Source organism: Staphylococcus sp. EZ-P03, assembly GCF_003344575.1.
Taxonomy (GTDB): domain Bacteria; phylum Bacillota; class Bacilli; order Staphylococcales; family Staphylococcaceae; genus Staphylococcus; species Staphylococcus simulans_B.
In genome coordinates this window covers 69517-88591 of the sequence record NZ_QPMO01000009.1, presented here as the reverse complement: position 1 = coordinate 88591, position 19075 = coordinate 69517, and the positions used below count along the sequence as shown (strand labels likewise).

Sequence of the window (19075 nt, the reverse complement as noted above, 5' to 3'; positions counted from 1 at the left end):
AAACTGTATAAGTGCTTATTAATCACTAGAGCGTGCAATTAAGATGAATCTTAATAGTTCGGCAACTGCAACTGCTGTAGAAGCTACATAAGTCATTGCGGCTGCACTTAACACTTTTCGTGCGTGTTTATATTCTTTGTCGTTAACGATATTCAAATCTTTAATGTTATTCATTGCTCTCTTACTTGCGTCAAACTCTACCGGCAAGGTTATGATTGAGAATAAGACTGCGAATGCCATTAAGAAAATACCGATCCATAATGCAGTTGAACCGATTGCCATCTGCATAGATGTCAATACGATACCTGCCATAATTAAAATATAAGACAAGCTGCTGCCGATATTTGCTAATGGGAATAAAGCATGTCTGAATCTTAAATAGAAATAACCTTGAGCATCTTGAATCGCATGTCCTACTTCGTGTGCTGCGATGGCTGTACCAGCAACACTTGGACGATTGTAGTTCGCAGCAGATAAACGAATTACTTTTTTAGATGGGTCGTAGTGGTCTGATAAGAAACCTTCGCCTTCTAAAACTTCAACGTCATTTATACCATTGGCATGTAATATTTCTTCAGCCACTTCTCGTCCTGTTTTACCGCTTGTTGATCGAACTTGTGAATACTTTTCATAAGTTGATTTGACTTTGTGTTGTGCCCAAAGCGGTAAAATCATTAATATCGCAAAATAAATTATCATACTTACTAAAGACAAAATTCTCACTCCTTTATAACATTATTTTACTGAGAACGTAAACTTTGGTCAAACAATTTGTGCTGTATTAACGACTTTAAATAAAAGTATAAAATTAAGCTTAATATACTTAACAAGAACGCAATATATGCTACTAGTTCTATGTGCGAAGCAATGAATGGATAGTACGGAAACTGCATAAAGACATAGTCGATCAAGTCATTATGGAAAATCCAAACCATTGAAACCACACCACCTAGCAAAGTAACTTTAAACCTAGGGTAAAATAACAATGCTTGCAATGCCATAATACCATGAGAAAGCAGCAGCATCATCCCGCTGATTGTGACTTCATTATATTGATAAAATAATATCAAATTCATAATGACAGCCCAGACTCCGTATTTAATAAGTGTTGTAAAGGCAAGCGCTTCAATGATTGCATTATTTTTATTAAAGAGCATTAACACTAATGCAAAACATAAAAAGAGTGAAGCCGTGGGACTGTCAGGTACAAATATTAAGAATTGCCAAGGTGTCTCACTAAGCTGGCTGCCATACCATATGTATCCGTAAATGGTACCTAAAGCATTACATACCAAAGCTAATAAAAGAAATGGGCGTGAATAAACAGCCCATTTCCACCACTGTAAAAGACTCATCAGATTCATTCCTTCGTTGGAAAATTATAGGACTTTGTTTTAATCGTATTTAATAAGTGAGATAGTCTGTAAAAGTATTCTGAGTCATTGATCTGCAGACTCAAATCAATCGTATTTTGTAAATGATTAATCAACGACAGTTCTGCTTGCGGAGTCATTGTCACTGCATACAAGTCGCTTAAATGTGATGTATAATCTGGTGATGAAAGCAGTTGAGAAAGCAGGACTTCGTCAATTCTGGCATCTCTTTTAGGTAAATGAATCTTTATATCAAAAGACGGCCGTTCATAGGCAATCACATGGAAAATTTCGTTGGTATTATACAAACGTTTGTGGTTTTGCGTAAATTGAATTCCGATTTCATCGCTTTCTGTCACTGCGATTTCTAAAGTTGCATGACTAGTGATAGGTGTATCTACAAAATAAATACTTTCAAGGCGCTGAATATCAGACTTGATTAAGTTCAGCACCCAAACACTGATTCTTGATTTAAACGCATAGTTGAATAACAAGTAATCTATTAAATTATTCTTTTTCAGATTCAAACTTTCAAAGTCTATCATGTACTTTTCACCAACGTATTAAAAAGATTGTAAACGTTCAGCTTCTTGCTGCCACTCATCATTATTAGGATCTAATTCCATTAATTTCGGCAGCAATGCTTTAGCTTGTTCAACTTGTCCAGTTTCGATGAGGAAGAAATAATAGTCTCCTAAGAAATCTGGATTATTTTCAAATGTCGGATAAGCTAAGTCAAAGAAATGCTGTGCTTCTTTGTCGCGTTCTTCCTCACCCATGGCATAAGCTAAGTTCCACATAAATCTTGGGTCTAAGTCATCTTCATTTGCATATTTTAATAAACCGATAATAGATTCAGCATCATCTTTTGTACGGTATAAACTGCTGAGTTCAATCAGCGGTTCTTGGTAAGAATTATCAATTTCAAGGGCTTTCAGCATTAATTGTACCCCTTGTTCTTGATCACCTTGATCAATTTCGATTTTACCTGTAGACAGCATCAGTTCTTTGTAGAATTCGTTCAATCTTAAACCTTCATGCCCTACTTCAATCGCTGATTTATAATCTCTTTGCTGCAAGTAGAGCTGCTGCAAGTAGAAATAGCCTTGAATATAATCTGGATCTTTATCCATCAACACACGCATGATTTTAACAGCTTCTTGAATCAAATCATTTTTTTCATAAGCAAGTGCTTTTTTCATGTAATCTTCTGGTGTCATATCTTGTTCATGAATTTCATCGAACAATTGAATGGCATCATCATAGTTGCCGCTTTGCAATGCACTGTCTGCTAAACGAGCATACAAATTAACACCGTTAACCATGTACTCTCCTGTTTCAAGTACTGTTTCATACTCTGCAGAAGCACGTAAATATTGACCGTCAAAATACATAAGTTCAGCCAATGCGAAGTGCAGCACTGGGTCGTTAGGTTCTAATTCGATTGCTTCTTGTACTTTATCGATTGCGACTTCTAGCATATTAATTTGCTGATATAAATCTGCTTCTAACATTAAGCGTTCTGTTGTTAAGTCTGCTTGGTTTAAATGTTCTAAAGCTTCATCTGTTTTATCTTCAGAGATGAGCCCTTCTATAAAGTAAATCAACAGTTCCGGTTCGTTAGGAAATTTATGATACAACGCTCTGAATACTTCTAAGCCTTGCGGCGTCAATCCGTAATTATACAGTGTTTCTCCAAGCATGAACAAAGTATCATCGTCAGCAGAGGTAATTGCATTTTCTACTCTGCTGTCTAAGTTATCTATCTTTTGTAGATGAATATCATCAATTAATTTCTGTGTGTCTTCCATAATATTATCCTTTCTGAGCAATTGATTTTAACAATGGCAAGAATTCTGGGAATGAGGTATTGACTGCATCGAAGTTATGAATTGAAATCGTGTCATCACTCAACAATGAAGCTATGGCTAATGTCATACCGATACGATGGTCTGTATAAGAACTGACTTCTGCAGGTCGTTCAAATGTTGACGGATGAATGACAAAACCATCATTTGTCGGATGTACTTCAAAGCCGAGCAAGCCTAGTTCATTAGATGTTGTCTCAATACGGTCAGTCTCTTTGTATTTTAACTCTTCTGCATCTTTAATTACGCTTGAACCCTGTGCTTGTGTACACAACAATGCAATGATAGGTATTTCATCAATCGCACGTGTTACTAACGCATCAGCCATATTTAACGGCTTCAGATCAGGTGTATAGCGTACACGCAGCGATGCAGTCGGTTCAGCACCATTCTTTTCGTTAAAGATTTCAATATTTGCGTCCATTGCTTTCACGACATCTATGATACCAGAACGTGTCTCATTCATACCTACATTATGAATTGTAACATCACTATCAGGTGTAATTAAGGCCGCAACGATAAAGAACGCTGCAGATGAAATATCACCTGGAACTTGGAAATCTGCTGGTTGAATGTCTTGAATTGCATTCGGAACTGTTTCAATGCGCATACCTTCTGTTTTAATAGGAATATGGTAATGTTCAAACATAGTTTCCGTATGATTGCGTGTCATTCCGATTTCTTCAATCACAGATGGTTCATCAGAGAATAAGCTGGCAAATAAAATCGCACTTTTCACTTGTGCACTGGCAACCGGCATTTTATATTGTATACCTTTAATTTGCCCTTTTTTAATAATTAAAGGTGTGTAATTGCCTTCTACACCGTGTATATCAGCACCCATTTCAGTCAATGGATCAATTACTCGGTTCATAGGACGGTTGCCGATAGAAGCATCGCCTGAAAGTACACTTTCGATGCCTAATCCGGAAAGCAACCCGGCAAGCAGACGTGTTGTAGTACCTGAGTTGCCTGTATAAAGTGCTTGGTGCGGTGTAGTAAAGTTTTGATAGCCGGGAGATTCCACAATGACTTGATCATCGCTGATTTCAAATCGAACGCCTAATAAGCGGAAGATGTGAATGGTGCGGAGACAGTCTTCAGCGAGAAGCGGTTTATATATTGTTGATTTGCCTTCTGCTAAAGCACTCAGCATAATCGCACGATGAGTCATGGATTTGTCGCCCGGCACTTCGATTTCACCGCGCAAAGGCCCTTGTACATTAATTAATTCGGTTTTACTCATTTATCTTCACTCACTTTAATATGTTTTGTAATTGTGTAAAGGCTTCAGCAAGCACATCGTTATCAACATGTTGTACGACCGGATTGCCGATAGAAGACAATAACACCATTTGAATGCCGTTTTTATCATTCTTTTTATCTTTTAACATTAATTCTAATAAAGGCTCAAAGTCAGCGTTTAGTACGACTTCCAATGGATAATCCAGTTGTTTGAAATAATCTTTAAAGTGTTGGATATCGTAATTTGTATGGAGCAAGAGGTTTGAAACAATGAATTGATATAAAATACCTATCATCACTGCATGACCATGTGCTATTTTCTCATGATACTCAATCGCATGTCCAAACGTATGGCCGAGATTTAAGAATTTGCGTTTGCCTTGTTCATGCTCATCAGCCACAACAATATTTAATTTAGTTTCAATTCCTTTAAGCAAAAAGTCATCTAAGTGATGCAATGCTTCTAAGCTTGATCGGTCAGGAAAATTCAATTCGATATCATTCAGCGCTGCTTGTCCGTTTAATAATGCATGTTTATAAACTTCTGCATAGCCGCTGGTGATTTCGGTATAAGGCAAAGAAGTGAGAAAGTCTAAATCATAGATAACTGCTGAAGGGCGATAAAAAGCCCCTACTAGATTTTTACCTTGCGGTGTATTAATCCCTACTTTGCCTCCTACACTTGAGTCATGCGCTAAAATTGTCGTTGGGACTTGAATAAAATCAACGCCGCGCAATAATGTCGCAGCCACAAACCCTGAAAAGTCTCCTGTTACACCGCCGCCGATTGCGACGATACAAGTGTTGCGCGTAATTCCTTTTTCTAATAACTGTTCTAAAACGCTTTGGTAGACTTCAAAGGATTTAGATTGTTCACTGCCTTCAATACGAATAACATGTGTAATTTGTTCAGGCATAATAGATGAAAGTGCCTGATTTAATTTATTCGGATGCGCGTGTTCTACGTTCTTATCGATAATAAATACAACATCGCGATAATTTGTTAGAAATTGATTTAATTCTGTTAATGCATTGTGTTGGATAATAATCGGATAATTATCCTCTTTATAAGTTGTCATTAGTTGCATACGTATCACCTTAGATTTTAAAATTCAATGTTGCGTTGTCTGCGTTCTGCGACTTGTTCTTTGAGCTGTTCCATGTAATTGGATTGGAATTCTTCCAGCAATGCTTTAGTCAATTCAAATGCGACTGCATGTTCGCATACAATACTTGCTGCAGGTACGGCACAGCTGTCTGAACGTTCTATTGTTGCTTTGAAAGGTTCTTTCGTCTCAATATCTACTGATGCGAGCGGTTTATATAAAGTAGGAATAGGTTTCATAACACCATTCACTACAATCGGCATACCATTACTCATACCGCCTTCTAATCCGCCTAGATGATTGGATGCACGTGTATAGCCGTTCGTTTCATCATAGAGAATAGGATCTTGGATTTGGCTGCCTGGTTTTTCAGCTGCTTTGAAACCTTCACCGAAACTTACGCCTTTAAATGCGTTGATGCCGACTACACCTTGTGCGACTCTGCCATCGAGTTTTCGATCATAATGGACATAACTGCCGACACCTACAGGCATATTATCCACAATTACTTGAACGACACCGCCTAGCGAATCTCCATCTTTTTTAGCTTGATCGATTAAATCTCTGATTGCTTGTGCTTTTTCTTCATTAATAACACGAACATCATTATTGTCTTCATGTGATTTAATCGTTTCTAAATCGTATGCTTCATCATCTTTGATACCGCCGATTTCAACAACACGGCTGAAGATATCGATATCTAATTGTTTTAGCAAGATTTTGCATAGTGCACCTACAGCAACGCGGGCAGCTGTTTCTCTGGCAGATGAACGTTCTAATACATTTCTTAAATCACGATGATTGTATTTAATTCCGCCTACAAGATCAGCATGTCCGGGACGTGGTTTAGAGATGGTGCGTTTCATCTGTTCTTGTTCTTCTTCAGAAATAGGAGCAACACCCATAATATTTCTCCAGTGTGTAAAATCATCATTTGTTACCACAATCGTAATCGGACTGCCTAATGTATAACCATTTCTTACACCAGAAACAATTTCAACAGCGTCTTTTTCAATTTTCATGCGGCGTCCGCGGCCATATCCGCCTTGACGCTTAAACATTTCAACATTAATGTCTTCAGCTGTAACAGCTAAATTTGCCGGAACACCTTCTACAATAACAGTCAGTTGCGGCCCATGGGATTCTCCAGAGGTTAAAAATCTCATTATGCAATCACTCCATTTCATATTGTTACTCTTAAGTATACCTATTATCATAGCACACGTGAAATAAGGACAGAAACAATTAAAACGTATAATTGTTAAAATTTTCAGAAATTAATGGAACGCAAAAACAAACCAGACTGAAATTGCGCGTTTCAATCTGGCCTGCTTTGGATAAAATGAATTTTTCAAATGTATACTTTATATAAATTTATTCGTATAACCATTCTTCATTGTTGGCTGTATAAACACTTAATTCGTTAGGTTCGAACCATAAGCTGATTTCTCTTTTAGCTGATTCAACTGAATCTGAACCGTGGATAACGTTACGGCCTACAGTTAAACCTAAATCGCCTCTGATTGTACCAGGTGCTGCTTCAGTTGGATTTGTTTTACCAATCATATTTCTTGTAACTTCTACTACATTTTCACCTTCTACTACCATCGCAAAGACAGGTGCTGAAGTGATAAATGATACAAGACCTTCGTAGAATGGTTTACCAGCATGTTCACCATAATGTGTTTCTGCTAATTCTTTGGAAACAGTCATGAATTTACCGCCAACTAGTTTTAATCCTTTTTTCTCTAAACGTGTGATGATTTCACCAACGATATTACGTTGAACACCATCAGGTTTAATCATTAGAAAAGTTCTTTCCATTTCGCAAATCCTCCTGAATTATATGTGTATTTGGTTGAATGTAATTAAATACATTATCAGTTTAACAGTTTGTTTAAGCGCTTTCAATATTTTGGAATTGTTTTTTATATATTTCTGGATTCCATTCTTTTAATCAACTTTTTAAACCATGTTGTTGCGCCGTTTACTTCAAGTTCATCTAATAAACGAATTGCTTTTTGAAGGTACTGCCTGCTGATTTGTTTCGCAGCATCTATATTGGATGACTGTCTGATATAATCAACGCAGTAAACAAAATCCTCTTTAGGGCTATTTGGGTTAAGTGCGTCAACTTTTGCTTTGAATTCCGGATTTTCTCTCATCTCAAGCAACACCGGCAAAGTAATGTGGCCGTTCATTAAATCACTGCCTACAGGTTTGCCTAATTGCTTTTCAGTACTCGTAAAATCAAGAATATCATCGACAATTTGGAAACTCATCCCAATATAGTGGCCGATGCGCTTAAGTTTATTAGCTGTTTTAAGATCAGCATGTGCAGACAAGGCACCTAGCTCTGTTGCGAGTTGGATTAATAAGGCTGTTTTACGATTAATACGTCTTAAATAATTAGTGATGGTTTGCTCTGTGTTAAATTGGTCTTGGAATTGGAATAATTCTCCGCGGCATACATCCACAATCGCATGGGATAAAATCATATGTATTCTTTTATCTTCAATTGATGAAATATTATTTAAGGCTAAGGCAAGCAAATAGTTGCCGGTTAAAATTGCAGTATCTTGGTCCCATTTTTTACTGATAGTTAAACGCCCTCTGCGTTTATCGCTTCTATCAATCACATCATCGTGGACTAATGTCGCCATATGAATTAATTCTAAAGAAACAGCAATTTTATAAGTGTCTTCATTCCTAGGAGAAATACCGTATTCACTGCTCAAAATGACAAAAGACGGGCGCACACGCTTGCCGCCTGATGACAATAAATGGTGTGACGCCTCTTCTAATACAGCATTATCACTTTTAATAGTCTGTTTAAGTGCTTTTTCAATTTTTTTGATTTCTTTATTAATGTTCAACTTCTCCACATTAATCACCTTTTGCTGTTTCTTTTTCCTTATACCCTAAGTGCATTGCAGCTACGCCGCCTGTAAAACTTTTCACTTCAATATCTCTGAAGCCTGCTAATTGGAACAATGCTTTTAGTTCATCGCGATCAGGGAAGTTAAAAGCAGATTGCTGCAGCCATTCGTATTCTTCTTTTGATTTAGCGAAAAATTTACCGAATACAGGCATAACAAATTTAAAGTAAAGCTGGTAGAGTTGTTTAAACACAGGAATAGTCGGTTGGCTCGTTTCAAGACATACCACCATACCGCCTGGTTTAAGTACGCGATTCATTTCTTTCAAAGCAATGACATAATCCGGAATATTGCGCAATCCGAAACCGATTGTGACATAATCGAATTCATTGTCGTCAAATGGCAATTCCATAGCATCACCTTGAACGAGTTGAATATTCGCCATATTTTTAGTTTTTTCTTCTCCGACTTTCAGCATGTTTTCACTGAAATCAAGTCCGATAACTTCACCAGTAGGTCCGACAGCTTTACTTAGTGCAATTGTCCAATCTGCCGTACCGCAGCATACGTCTAATGCTTTGCTTCCTGGTTTAACGTTCATAGATTTCATAACACGTTTACGCCATACTTTGTGTTGTTCAAAGCTGATAATATTGTTCAATCTATCATACTTCGTTGAAATGTTTTGAAAGACTTTATGTACTTTTTCTTTATCTGCTTTATTTTTAGCCATATTAATTACCTCTACTTTGCTTTATATTACTATTCAGCGCTTTAAAAACAGCCTCAAGTTCTTTTTCGCTATAATCTTTCAAATAAGCAGGATGATGCTCTGAAGCATATTGAATTAATGATTCAGCGATTCCGCCTAATTCAGCACGTGGATGGAAGTGTTGAATAGTAATCATAGGAAAAATGGTTTCAATATATAATATTGCATCTTCCATTGCATCAACATCGAGTGCTCTATAATGCAATGAAGTTTTATATTCATTTACTTTAATGATTGCGTCGCTCATTGCTTCTAAATATTGTGAATCATTTATAGCAGCCGTTAAAGTATAAAAATGCGCACTGATTAAGTCCCCTATCAAAATCGCATGCTTTGACAGACTGCTTCCTGTAATTGAATCCAGATGACTCATAGATGTATCGATTGCGAGGCATGCTAATTTTGCTTCTGGCAAAATATCTTGATCATCAAGTACATGAGCCAATTGATGGTTATACTGAATTGGTTCATGACTATGTATACCATTAAGTTTGCGATCTATTTGGTTTTTTAATGTACTTAATGTTGAATCCATGTCTGCACCTCACGTTATTAATCAATAATCATCTTAACATTATATATACAAAAATAAAATCACTTTATTTCAACTGCTTGCTAGATTCACCAATTTTATTGATAAAAGCAATTAAAATTATAATTTTACAACATAAAAAGAAAAGCCCTGAAAAAGGGCTTTTCTGTTAAGTATTGAATTCATTATTTAACTGCATCTTTTAAAGCTTTACCAGCTTTGAATGCTGGAACTTTGCTTGCTGGGATGTCGATTTCTTTACCAGTTTGCGGGTTGCGACCTTTACGGGCAGCACGTTCGCGAACTTCAAAGTTACCGAAACCGATCAATTGTACTTTTTCACCTTTAGATAGTGAGTTTTGAATTGATTCGAATACAGCATCAACTGCTAAGCCAGCTTCTTTTTTAGTTAATTCTGCTTGTTCTGCAACAGCGTTAATTAAGTCTGTTTTGTTCATTATGAGTCACCTCCCAAGGGTTTGCTAATGATAACTTAATATCATTATGCTATGACTTTAACACAACGACTCTTACTATCGCAATTATTTATGAGCATAAAACCGCGATTTATAAGGTTTTTTAGCTAACAGGGTGTAAATATACTATAATAGTAAATTAATTTAATCTCTATTCAGATTTTTTGTCTCTGTCCATTAATAATTTAAGGCTTTTTTCTAATGGAACATTTTCAAATAATACACCGTACAACGCTGATGTGATAGGCATATCAATGTTTTTCTTCTTAGCTAAATGGTAAACAGATTCAGTTGTATAGAAACCTTCCGCAACCATATTCATTTCTGAAAGAGCTTCATCTACTGTTTTGCCTTTGCCGATTTTATAACCGAGTGTATAGTTTCTAGAATGTGTTGACGTACACGTAACAATTAAATCACCGATTCCGCCTAGACCTAAGAAAGTCATAGGGTCAGCTCCTAGCGCTTCGCCTAAACGGCTGATCTCAGCGAGTCCGCGAGTCATCAATGCGGCTTTCGCGTTGTCTCCAAAGCCCATACCGGCAACAATACCGCTTGCTACTGCGATAATATTCTTCAATGCACCGCCAAGTTCAACGCCCACTAAATCATCATTCGTATAGACACGTAAATATTCATTCATAAATAAATCTTGAATGCGTTTGCTGACATTCGGGTCTTTTGACGATGCAGCAACTGTTGTAGGCTGTTGAATTACGACTTCCTCAGCATGGCTCGGGCCTGATAATACACCGATACCGCCATTATGCTCAGGTGATAATGAATCTTCTATCAATTCTGATACACGTTCGAATGTTGAATTTTCAATACCTTTCGCAACATGTATAAATGTTTTCTTGCCTGTTAATTTCTCATCGATTTGCTTAACCACTTCTCTGACTGCTTTTGTAGGCAACGCAATCAGATACGTATCTGAAAACTGAACGGCTTCGTCCATGTCTGATGTTGCTTTAATTGCAGCGTTCAATTTTGCTTCGTTCAAATAACGTGAATTTGTGTGATAAGTATTGATCTCTTCAATGCTTTGTTTATTTTTTCCCCACATTAAGACATCATGACCGTTTTGCGCGAGAACATTCGCTAATGCTGTACCAAAACTGCCCATACCAAAAACGGCAACCTTACTCATTTCATTCATCCTTTCAATTCTAATTTCTCTTTCTTGGAATTATTTTAATCGGAGTACCTTCGAATCCGAATGCATCTCTGATTTGGTTTTCTAAATAACGTTTATAAGAGAAGTGCATCAACTCTTCATCATTAACAAATACAACAAATGTCGGCGGCTCGATCGCAACTTGTGTTGCATAGAATACTTTTAATCTGCGCCCTTTGTCTGTAGGTGTCGGGTTCATTGAAATTGCGTCTGTAATGACTTCGTTCAATGTTGAACTTTGTACACGTTTCTTATGGTTTTGGCTGGCTTCATTGATTAATGGGAACAATGTGCGCAAGCGTTGTTTCTCTTTGGCAGAAACGAAAGCAATCGGTGCATAATCTAAGAATTGGAAGTTTTTGCGAACTTCGTCTTGGAATTTTTTCATAGTTTTGCTGTCTTTTTCTAATGTATCCCATTTGTTGACAACAATAACGATGGCTTTCCCTTCTTCGTGAGCATAGCCTGCCACACGCTTATCTTGCTCGATGATGCCTTCTTCAGCATCTAATACTACAAGTACTACATTTGAGCGTTCAATCGCCTTTAAAGCACGTAAAACAGAGTATTTCTCTGTTGATTCATACACTTTCCCTTTTTTACGCATACCAGCTGTATCAATCAATACATAATCTTGATCTTCATATGAATATTCAGTGTCAATCGCATCACGTGTCGTGCCTGCAATATTAGAAACAATGACACGGTCTTCTCCTAATATGGCATTAACGAGACTGGATTTTCCGACATTAGGACGTCCGATTAAAGATAAACGGATTGTATCTTCGTCGTATGGGTCTTCCCCTTCTTCTTTAAAGTGTTTTGCGACTTCGTCTAATAAATCCCCTAAACCAAGTCCGTGAGAACCAGAAATCGGGAAAGGTTCTCCAAACCCTAGTGCATAAAAGTCGTAGATATCTGCTCTCATTTCAGGATTATCTACTTTGTTGACTGCTAATACTACTGGTTTATTTGTTTTATACAGCATTTGTGCTATCATTTCATCCGTTTGCGTTAAACCTTCCCTTTGGTTCACCATGAAAATGATAACGTCAGCTTCATCAATTGCGACTTCAGCTTGTGCTCTGATTTGTGTTTGGAATGGTGCGTCAGATAATTCAATACCACCAGTATCGATGATGTTGAAGTCATGCGTTAACCATTCGCCGCTTGAATAAATGCGGTCTCTTGTTACGCCGGGTGTATCTTCAACGATTGATACACGTTCGCCGACGATTCTATTGAATATTGTAGATTTACCGACGTTCGGTCGACCTACAATCGCAATAACAGGTTTAGTCATAAGCTAACTTCCTCTCTTTAATATATCTAATTAATTTTATCACATGGCCGATTTAAAGCAAAAGATATTTAGAAATAAAAAAGCCAAGGCAGCAATACGTGAGCATATTATCACCTACTGCAGCCTTGGCTGGCTTAAACATTACTTATTAAAATTTAAGATTTTTTAATTTGTCGCCGAACATTTCACCTAATGTTGGGTTATCGTTGTCTTCATCATCATTATGATTTGAAGTCGTATTTTCAACATTTTCTTCTGTTTCGTTATCGTCGATTTGCAGTACTTCCTCTTCTGGAACAGCTGCTTTGATTGAAAGTGAGATTCTTTCGTTTTCTTCATCGACGCTCAATACTTTAACTGTAACCGTTTGGTTAGGTTCAAGTACTTCGCTAGGTGTTGCAATGTGTTTGCGACTGATTTCTGAAATGTGAACAAGTCCTTGTACGCCAGCAGCGATTTCAACGAATGCACCAAAGTCAGTTAATCTTACTACACGGCCTTCAATTACTGAATCCGCATGGATTTCGCCTTTAATGCTTTCGAATGGACTTGGTAACGTATCTTTAATAGAAAGTGAGATTCTTTCTGAATCTTGTTCTACAGATTTAACTTTAACGTTAACTTTTTGTCCAACAGATACTACGTCTTCAGGTTTATCAACGTGTTCGTGTGAAAGTTCAGAAACGTGAACTAATCCATCAACACCGCCGATATCTACGAAAGCACCGAAGTTAGTTAAACGTGCAATTGTACCTTCAATTACATCGCCTTCATTAAGTGAAGCAAGCAATTCTGCTTTTTTAGCTTCATTACGTTCTTGTTCTACTGCTTTTCGGCTAAGGATGACGCGGTTATTTTCAGGATCAAGTTCTTCAACACGCAGTTCAAGTACTTGTCCATCAAAACTTGAAAAGTCTTCAATGAAATCAGTAGAAATTAACGAAGCTGGAACAAACCCTCTTTGTCCTACATCTACAACTAAGCCGCCTTTAACGACTTCAGTTACTTTAGCTTCAATAATTTCATTATTTTCTTGTTTCTCTCTTAAATATTCATAAGACTTCTCTTGCTCTAATTGACGAATTGAAAGGATATAAGCACCTGTTTCATTTTCTTCGTCATTTTCTACCTTAGTCACATAAGCTTCTACAGCATCTCCCTCTTTAACAACCTCGCTTGGGCTGTCAATATGATGCGTAGATAATTGACTAATCGGTACAATACCGCTAAATTTGCCACCGTCGACATCAACAATCACTTGTTTATCTTCGACTTTTTGGACTTGTCCAGAGATTTTATCTCCTTCTTTAATTTCATTAATCATTGATTCATTGAATTCTTCAGTCATCTTGTATGCCTCCTTGTACACTACATAATTATAACATCTTACAAACTGACAGAATTGTCAAGAAATTCACCTCTATTAACTAAATGGGTAATTTCTCATTCCCCTGCAGTTAATGAAACATTATCGCTTATGTACAAATGTACATATTTATTCTCATTATGATATATACCACAAAAATTCATTTATTATTCACAGCATGACACAATAGTTTTATTCTGTTTCAACTGTCATTGTTTAATAATGAATTCTTATAATTGAGTTAATATAATTTACAAACGAATAACAAAGCACTTAGATAGAGATGATTATTTATTTTTGACATCTTCAATCAATTGATTGATTACATCAGCAACTTCTTCGATAGATTTTCCGGTTGTGTTTACAGTAATAGCATCTTCTGCTTTGCGCAATGGTGAGATTTCACGTGCCATATCGTAATCGTCGCGTGCTTTTATTTCTTTTTTAAGTTGATCTAATGAGGAAGGAATTCCGCTTTCTTCATTTTCTTTTTGTCTGCGTTCAGCACGCTCATCTACAGAAGCAATCATATAGACTTTTAAATCAGCATCCGGCAAGACAACTGTACCAATATCGCGTCCATCCATAACAATGCCTTTTTCCGCAGCTAATTGTTGTTGGACTTCTACAGCAAATGTTCTTACAGGTTCTTTAGATGCCACATAAGATACATTTTGTGTAACATCATTTGAACGTAAATAGTCTGTGATATCATTATCATTTAATAATACACGTTGACCTTTGTCATCGTCATAAACCAATTTTAAAGTTATATCTTCAATAAGAGATTGAAAGTCCTCTGGTTTACCCTCTTGTAAATATTTATAGGTAATTGCACGATACATAGCACCTGTATCTACATAAATCATAGAATGGCTTTCAGCTACCTTTCGTGCAATCGTACTCTTGCCAGCAGCTGCTGGACCATCAATAGCTATATTTATTAAACTCATATTTAGAAAACCTTCCCTTGTCGTTTTTTCACTTTTATTTTATCATAAAAACGTATTATAGAGATAGGAGCGATGACATTGAAAAAGATTCTGGTTATGCATACCGGTGGTACCATCAGTATGTCTGAAGACGAAAGCAACAAAGTAGTAACAAATGAACAAAATCCGATTTCCAAACATCATGACGTAATTTCACGTTATGCCGATGTAACGGAAATTAATCCGATTAACTTGCCTTCACCGCATGTAACGATAGCGGATGTGGTGAAATTAAGAGATATTATTGAAGAAGCAAGCCGCAACAATGAGTATGATGGTTTTGTTATTACGCATGGTACAGATACGTTAGAAGAAACTGCGTATTTATTAGATCTCGTTACACAAACAAATAAACCTATCGCAATTACAGGTGCGATGCGCTCCTCTAATGAAATTGGATCTGACGGTTTATATAATTTTATTTCTGCACTGCGTACAGCAGCTTCAGATGATTCAGCAGACAAAGGTGTCATGGTTGTATTTAATGATGAAATCCATACAGCGCGCAACGTGACTAAGACACACACTTCCAATACCAATACGTTCCAAAGTCCGAACCATGGTCCATTAGGTGTCTTAACGAAAACAAGTGTTCAATTCCATCATAAGCCGTACCATCATCAAATCTTAGAAAAAGTTAATCCGAAATTGAATGTTCCTATCATTAAGGCATATATGGATATGCCAAGCGACATTTTCTATTTTTACAGCGAAAAAAATGTTGATGGTATTGTCGTAGAAGCTTTAGGCCAAGGCAACTTGCCGCCTACTACATTAGATGGTTTAATGGCTTGCTTAGATAAAGGTATACCAGTGATCTTAGTATCAAGATCTTTCAATGGTATCGTAGGTCCTATTTATGCATATGATGGCGGAGGTTATGATTTAGCACAACGCGGCGTCATTTTTTCTAACGGCTTGAACGGACAAAAAGCACGTTTGAAATTGTTAGTTGCGATGAGTAATGACTTTGATAAAGAAGCATTGAAAACTTATTTTGATGCACAAGTTTAAAATAATAAAAACAATTATAATGAAACCGAGATGCGTAAAATCACATCTCGGTTTTTATAGTTGAATGATAATTATATTTTAAGATTCTAAAGGTGTTTGTTTTTTAGCAATGATGTTTTGTGCAATAATACCGCCGTGGAACTTGCCGTTTTCAATGAAAATTGTATTGGCATCGTTACCCGCCGCAATTACTCCTGCGATATAACAATTTTCGACATTTGTTTCGTATGTTTCTTTATCATAAACAGGTGCTGTACCAAATTCATTGGTATTAATATCAATACCGATCGTTTGCAAGAAATCATAGTCCGGATGATAACCAATCATCGCAAAGACGTAATCATTAGGAAGTGTATATGTTTCGCCTTCTTTTTCGAACGTTACGCTATCTTCATCGATTTTAGTGACATTTGCATTGAAGTGCATATCGATTTTTTCATGACGTACTAATGATTCAAAGTTCGGCAAAATCCAAGGTTTGATTGCGCCTGAATAATCTGCACCGCGATAAAGCACTGTTACATGAGCGCCAGCTTTTTCTAATTCTAGTGCAGCGTCCACAGCTGAGTTTTTGCCTCCGATAATTACTACGTTTTGATCGAAATATGGATGTGCTTCCTTAAAGTAATGGAATACTTTAGGTAATTTCGCACCTTCAACTTCCAATTCGTTATGTTGACCGTAATAGCCTGTTGCTACTGTTAAGAAACGGCATTGATACGTATCTTTAGTTGTAGTAATTAAAAAGCGTTTACCCATTTTTTTAACCTTGAGGACCTCTTCAAATGCGTGCACATCAAGCTGATGGTATTTCACAACTTCTCTGTAATAAACCAATGCTTGATTTCTTCTTGGTTTGTACTCTTCTACAATAAAAGGTACATCTCCGATACTTAATTTATCACTAGAAGAGAAAAAGGTTTGATGCGTAGGATAATTGTAAATTGATTCAACTACGTTGCCTTTTTCAATAACCAATGTTTCAATCCCTTTTTTCTTTTGTTCAATTGCTGCACTTAAACCGCACGGCCCGCCGCCAATGATTATACTTTCTACAGTTTGCATAGTTTTGTCCTCCTTTTTCACACCTCTAATATTATATCAGTCATACAGAATATTAAAAGGAATTAAGCTGTTTTCCTTATATTCAATGAATAAAGTGTTTTATAAAGCGGCATAGAAAAACCTCACCGCAAACAAAATTTCTGCAGTGAGGTCATATTTGTTATTGAGGAATCACAAGTTGTTGTCCATTAGAGATATTGTTGCTGTTTAAGCCATTAGCACGTTTGATTTTTTCAACATTTTCTGGTGTACCTTCACCGTAATAGCGAATCGCAATTCGGTATAAGTTTTCTTTACCATATACGGTATGTGTTTGACCGCCTTGGTTTTGCTGCTGTTGTTGTGCTTGTTGATTTTGTGCTTGGCCGTTTTGGTTATATTGATTGTTTTGATCATATTGACCTTGTCCAGCATTTTGTTGGTTTTGTGCATCATAGGCACTTTGGTCTTGTGCATCAGAACCATCTGAATCTGACGTTGCACTATCATCTGAACTATTTGCTTTGTCTTCCTCTTTTTTGTTTTTATCTTTGTCTGCTGCTGCTTTATCTTTATCGCTGTCTTTTGCTTTGTCTTTATCTTTGTTTGATTGTTGTGCTACTTTTTGATCATCTTGAGCTTTGTCGCTGCCTTGATTAGTCAGTGCCATACCGCCGAAGATAGCAATTGCGGCTAATAGCAAGAGACCTAACAACAATGGCAGTAATTTCTTCATGCCACCGCCCTTTTTCTTAGGCTGTTCATTGTGACCGTTATTTGCGCCGTTGCCGTTGCCAGTACCGCCGCCATTACCTGAACCAGCTTGCGCTGATTTGCTTGCTGCGGCACCTCCGGCTGCACCAGCAGCACCAGCCACCGCTGCTTTCTTGCCAGTATTGCCTTTATTATCTTTTTGATCTTTGTGCTTTTCAGATTCTTTTTTATCAGAGTGTTTTTGAGCAGCCTTACCTGCTGCAGCACCGCCAACAACACCAGCAGCCCCAGCAGCTGCCGCTTTTTTACCAGAATTATCTTTCTTATCATGGTCTTTAGCATCAGAGCGTTCAGCATCTTGGCGTTCTTTTCTGTCGTTTTCTTTTTTATCAGAATGGCTTTGAGCAGCTTTACCAGCAGCTGCACCGCCCGCAACACCAGCAGCCCCAGCAGCCGCCGCTTTTTTACCGGAATTGTCTTGAGATGGTTTATCTTTTTGAGGTTCTTGGTGTTGATGTTCCTCATTTTTTACCGGTTCGTCAGCTTTTGTTTCTTTCTTATCGTGGTTTTGCTGTAATTTCTTACCGATTATACCGCCGCCGACACTGCCAGCCGCCGCACCGCCTGCTTTTTTCTTATTGTTTTTATTAGTTTTTACTGTTTCGGACACATGACCTTGCCCATTTTGTTTAGAATCAGCTTGTGCTTTTTCCTCTTCTTTATGTAGGTCTTTGTTTGTATCCTGACGTTCTTCACGTTGATGCGTTGCTGTTGAACGACGTCTTTGACGTCTTCTGTGTGCATTTCTTGGCGGGAAATGTTGTTCCTGCTTTTCTTTTAAGTTTTCTTCTTGATGATTTGCTTCTTCGTCAATTGACTTGTCTAAATGATCAGAGTTTTTATGTGATGGTTTAGGATCAATTGATTGACGGTTGCGCTCAAAATCATCTTTAAAATTGTTATTTGACAACGCCATCATCCTTTCTTTATTAAAAAAATATTAATTTTACATATGTAGTATTCATACCCCAAATAAGAAGGGCAAAAAACACACCTTACAACCTAATTATAACTTGCAATACATACTTAGCAAAGCAATTTATACTTGTATGAGACACTGATATACATAAGAAAATATAAATATAATGCTTAGAATGTAGGTTTGCGAGATAATTGTCAAACAATACCCTAAATCAAGGTAGAACCTACTATTT

Annotated in this window: 19 protein-coding genes; 1 reads left to right on the top strand and 18 read right to left on the bottom strand. The window is 37.1% G+C overall.

What is annotated here, in order from left to right:
* Positions 1-18: 18 nt before the first annotated feature.
* The 16 genes from DVJ99_RS04635 to cmk form a co-directional block, all read right to left on the bottom strand.
* A complete protein-coding gene (locus DVJ99_RS04635; RefSeq protein WP_114603494.1) occupies positions 19-699 on the bottom strand; it encodes a zinc metallopeptidase in 681 nt (226 codons plus the stop codon).
* A gap of 41 nt (positions 700-740) precedes the next feature.
* Complete coding sequence (locus tag DVJ99_RS04630) at positions 741-1355, bottom strand: DUF1405 domain-containing protein (RefSeq protein WP_114603336.1); 615 nt, start codon at positions 1353-1355, stop codon at positions 741-743.
* Positions 1356-1360: 5 nt separating this feature from the next.
* Positions 1361-1918 carry a YpiB family protein gene (locus tag DVJ99_RS04625; RefSeq protein WP_114603335.1) on the bottom strand — a complete coding sequence of 186 codons (558 nt, stop codon included), beginning with the start codon at positions 1916-1918 and terminating at the stop codon, positions 1361-1363.
* A gap of 18 nt (positions 1919-1936) precedes the next feature.
* Complete coding sequence (locus DVJ99_RS04620) at positions 1937-3184, bottom strand: tetratricopeptide repeat protein (protein WP_114603334.1); 1248 nt, start codon at positions 3182-3184, stop codon at positions 1937-1939.
* 4 nt (positions 3185-3188) lie between these two features.
* Complete coding sequence (aroA, locus tag DVJ99_RS04615) at positions 3189-4487, bottom strand: 3-phosphoshikimate 1-carboxyvinyltransferase (protein ID WP_114603333.1); 1299 nt, start codon at positions 4485-4487, stop codon at positions 3189-3191.
* Between the two features lie 10 nt (positions 4488-4497).
* Entirely contained in the window at positions 4498-5574 is a 1077-nt protein-coding gene (gene aroB, locus DVJ99_RS04610) for a 3-dehydroquinate synthase (protein WP_114603332.1), read from the bottom strand.
* 17 nt (positions 5575-5591) lie between these two features.
* Complete coding sequence (gene aroC, locus DVJ99_RS04605) at positions 5592-6758, bottom strand: chorismate synthase (RefSeq protein WP_114603331.1); 1167 nt, start codon at positions 6756-6758, stop codon at positions 5592-5594.
* A gap of 208 nt (positions 6759-6966) precedes the next feature.
* Complete coding sequence (gene ndk / locus DVJ99_RS04600; RefSeq protein ID WP_105992757.1) at positions 6967-7416, bottom strand: nucleoside-diphosphate kinase; 450 nt, start codon at positions 7414-7416, stop codon at positions 6967-6969.
* 104 nt (positions 7417-7520) lie between these two features.
* Positions 7521-8477, bottom strand: coding sequence for a polyprenyl synthetase family protein (locus DVJ99_RS04595; protein ID WP_114603330.1), 957 nt, complete (start codon positions 8475-8477; stop codon positions 7521-7523).
* Between the two features lies 1 nt (position 8478).
* Entirely contained in the window at positions 8479-9204 is a 726-nt protein-coding gene (locus tag DVJ99_RS04590) for a demethylmenaquinone methyltransferase (RefSeq protein WP_114603329.1), read from the bottom strand.
* Between the two features lies 1 nt (position 9205).
* The gene (locus DVJ99_RS04585; RefSeq protein WP_114603328.1) at positions 9206-9778 is read right to left on the bottom strand and encodes a heptaprenyl pyrophosphate synthase subunit A; all 573 of its coding nucleotides are present in this window, start codon (positions 9776-9778) and stop codon (positions 9206-9208) included.
* Between the two features lie 182 nt (positions 9779-9960).
* Positions 9961-10233 carry an HU family DNA-binding protein gene (locus DVJ99_RS04580; RefSeq protein WP_047131051.1) on the bottom strand — a complete coding sequence of 91 codons (273 nt, stop codon included), beginning with the start codon at positions 10231-10233 and terminating at the stop codon, positions 9961-9963.
* Positions 10234-10402: 169 nt separating this feature from the next.
* The gene (locus tag DVJ99_RS04575; protein WP_105992753.1) at positions 10403-11401 is read right to left on the bottom strand and encodes an NAD(P)H-dependent glycerol-3-phosphate dehydrogenase; all 999 of its coding nucleotides are present in this window, start codon (positions 11399-11401) and stop codon (positions 10403-10405) included.
* A gap of 19 nt (positions 11402-11420) precedes the next feature.
* Complete coding sequence (der, locus tag DVJ99_RS04570; protein WP_105992752.1) at positions 11421-12731, bottom strand: ribosome biogenesis GTPase Der; 1311 nt, start codon at positions 12729-12731, stop codon at positions 11421-11423.
* 148 nt (positions 12732-12879) lie between these two features.
* On the bottom strand, positions 12880-14079 hold the full coding sequence (rpsA, locus tag DVJ99_RS04565) for a 30S ribosomal protein S1 (RefSeq protein ID WP_114603327.1): 1200 nt from the start codon (positions 14077-14079) through the stop codon (positions 12880-12882).
* Positions 14080-14384: 305 nt separating this feature from the next.
* Positions 14385-15050 (bottom strand): (d)CMP kinase, encoded by a 666-nt coding sequence (gene cmk, locus DVJ99_RS04560; RefSeq protein ID WP_114603326.1) that lies wholly within the window; start codon positions 15048-15050, stop codon positions 14385-14387.
* A 78-nt stretch (positions 15051-15128) separates the two neighbouring features.
* Here cmk and DVJ99_RS04555 point away from each other — a divergent pair, with 78 nt between their 5' ends.
* On the top strand, positions 15129-16103 hold the full coding sequence (locus tag DVJ99_RS04555) for an asparaginase (RefSeq protein ID WP_114603325.1): 975 nt from the start codon (positions 15129-15131) through the stop codon (positions 16101-16103).
* A 78-nt stretch (positions 16104-16181) separates the two neighbouring features.
* Here DVJ99_RS04555 and ypdA read toward each other — a convergent pair whose 3' ends face one another.
* Positions 16182-17168, bottom strand: coding sequence for a bacillithiol disulfide reductase YpdA (gene ypdA, locus DVJ99_RS04550; RefSeq protein WP_114603324.1), 987 nt, complete (start codon positions 17166-17168; stop codon positions 16182-16184).
* A gap of 160 nt (positions 17169-17328) precedes the next feature.
* Entirely contained in the window at positions 17329-18837 is a 1509-nt protein-coding gene (locus DVJ99_RS04545) for a LysM peptidoglycan-binding domain-containing protein (protein ID WP_481900531.1), read from the bottom strand.
* Positions 18838-19075 lie beyond the last annotated feature (238 nt).

Bases quoted from the DNA above. Each gene is read 5' to 3' on its own strand.
- DVJ99_RS04635 (WP_114603494.1), bottom strand. From the start codon at position 699: ATGATAATTTATTTTGCGATATTAATGATTTTACCGCTTTGGGCACAA.
- DVJ99_RS04575 (WP_105992753.1), bottom strand. From the start codon at position 11,401: ATGAGTAAGGTTGCCGTTTTTGGTATGGGCAGTTTTGGTACAGCATTA.
- DVJ99_RS04620 (WP_114603334.1), bottom strand. From the start codon at position 3,184: ATGGAAGACACACAGAAATTAATTGATGATATTCATCTACAAAAGATA.
- aroB (WP_114603332.1), bottom strand. From the start codon at position 5,574: ATGCAACTAATGACAACTTATAAAGAGGATAATTATCCGATTATTATC.
- DVJ99_RS04630 (WP_114603336.1), bottom strand. From the start codon at position 1,355: ATGAGTCTTTTACAGTGGTGGAAATGGGCTGTTTATTCACGCCCATTT.
- DVJ99_RS04590 (WP_114603329.1), bottom strand. From the start codon at position 9,204: ATGGCTAAAAATAAAGCAGATAAAGAAAAAGTACATAAAGTCTTTCAA.
- DVJ99_RS04580 (WP_047131051.1), bottom strand. From the start codon at position 10,233: ATGAACAAAACAGACTTAATTAACGCTGTTGCAGAACAAGCAGAATTA.
- ypdA (WP_114603324.1), bottom strand. From the start codon at position 17,168: ATGCAAACTGTAGAAAGTATAATCATTGGCGGCGGGCCGTGCGGTTTA.
- DVJ99_RS04545 (WP_481900531.1), bottom strand. From the start codon at position 18,837: ATGGCGTTGTCAAATAACAATTTTAAAGATGATTTTGAGCGCAACCGT.
- der (WP_105992752.1), bottom strand. From the start codon at position 12,731: ATGACTAAACCTGTTATTGCGATTGTAGGTCGACCGAACGTCGGTAAA.
- DVJ99_RS04585 (WP_114603328.1), bottom strand. From the start codon at position 9,778: ATGGATTCAACATTAAGTACATTAAAAAACCAAATAGATCGCAAACTT.
- aroA (WP_114603333.1), bottom strand. From the start codon at position 4,487: ATGAGTAAAACCGAATTAATTAATGTACAAGGGCCTTTGCGCGGTGAA.
- rpsA (WP_114603327.1), bottom strand. From the start codon at position 14,079: ATGACTGAAGAATTCAATGAATCAATGATTAATGAAATTAAAGAAGGA.
- ndk (WP_105992757.1), bottom strand. From the start codon at position 7,416: ATGGAAAGAACTTTTCTAATGATTAAACCTGATGGTGTTCAACGTAAT.
- DVJ99_RS04625 (WP_114603335.1), bottom strand. From the start codon at position 1,918: ATGATAGACTTTGAAAGTTTGAATCTGAAAAAGAATAATTTAATAGAT.
- cmk (WP_114603326.1), bottom strand. From the start codon at position 15,050: ATGAGTTTAATAAATATAGCTATTGATGGTCCAGCAGCTGCTGGCAAG.
- aroC (WP_114603331.1), bottom strand. From the start codon at position 6,758: ATGAGATTTTTAACCTCTGGAGAATCCCATGGGCCGCAACTGACTGTT.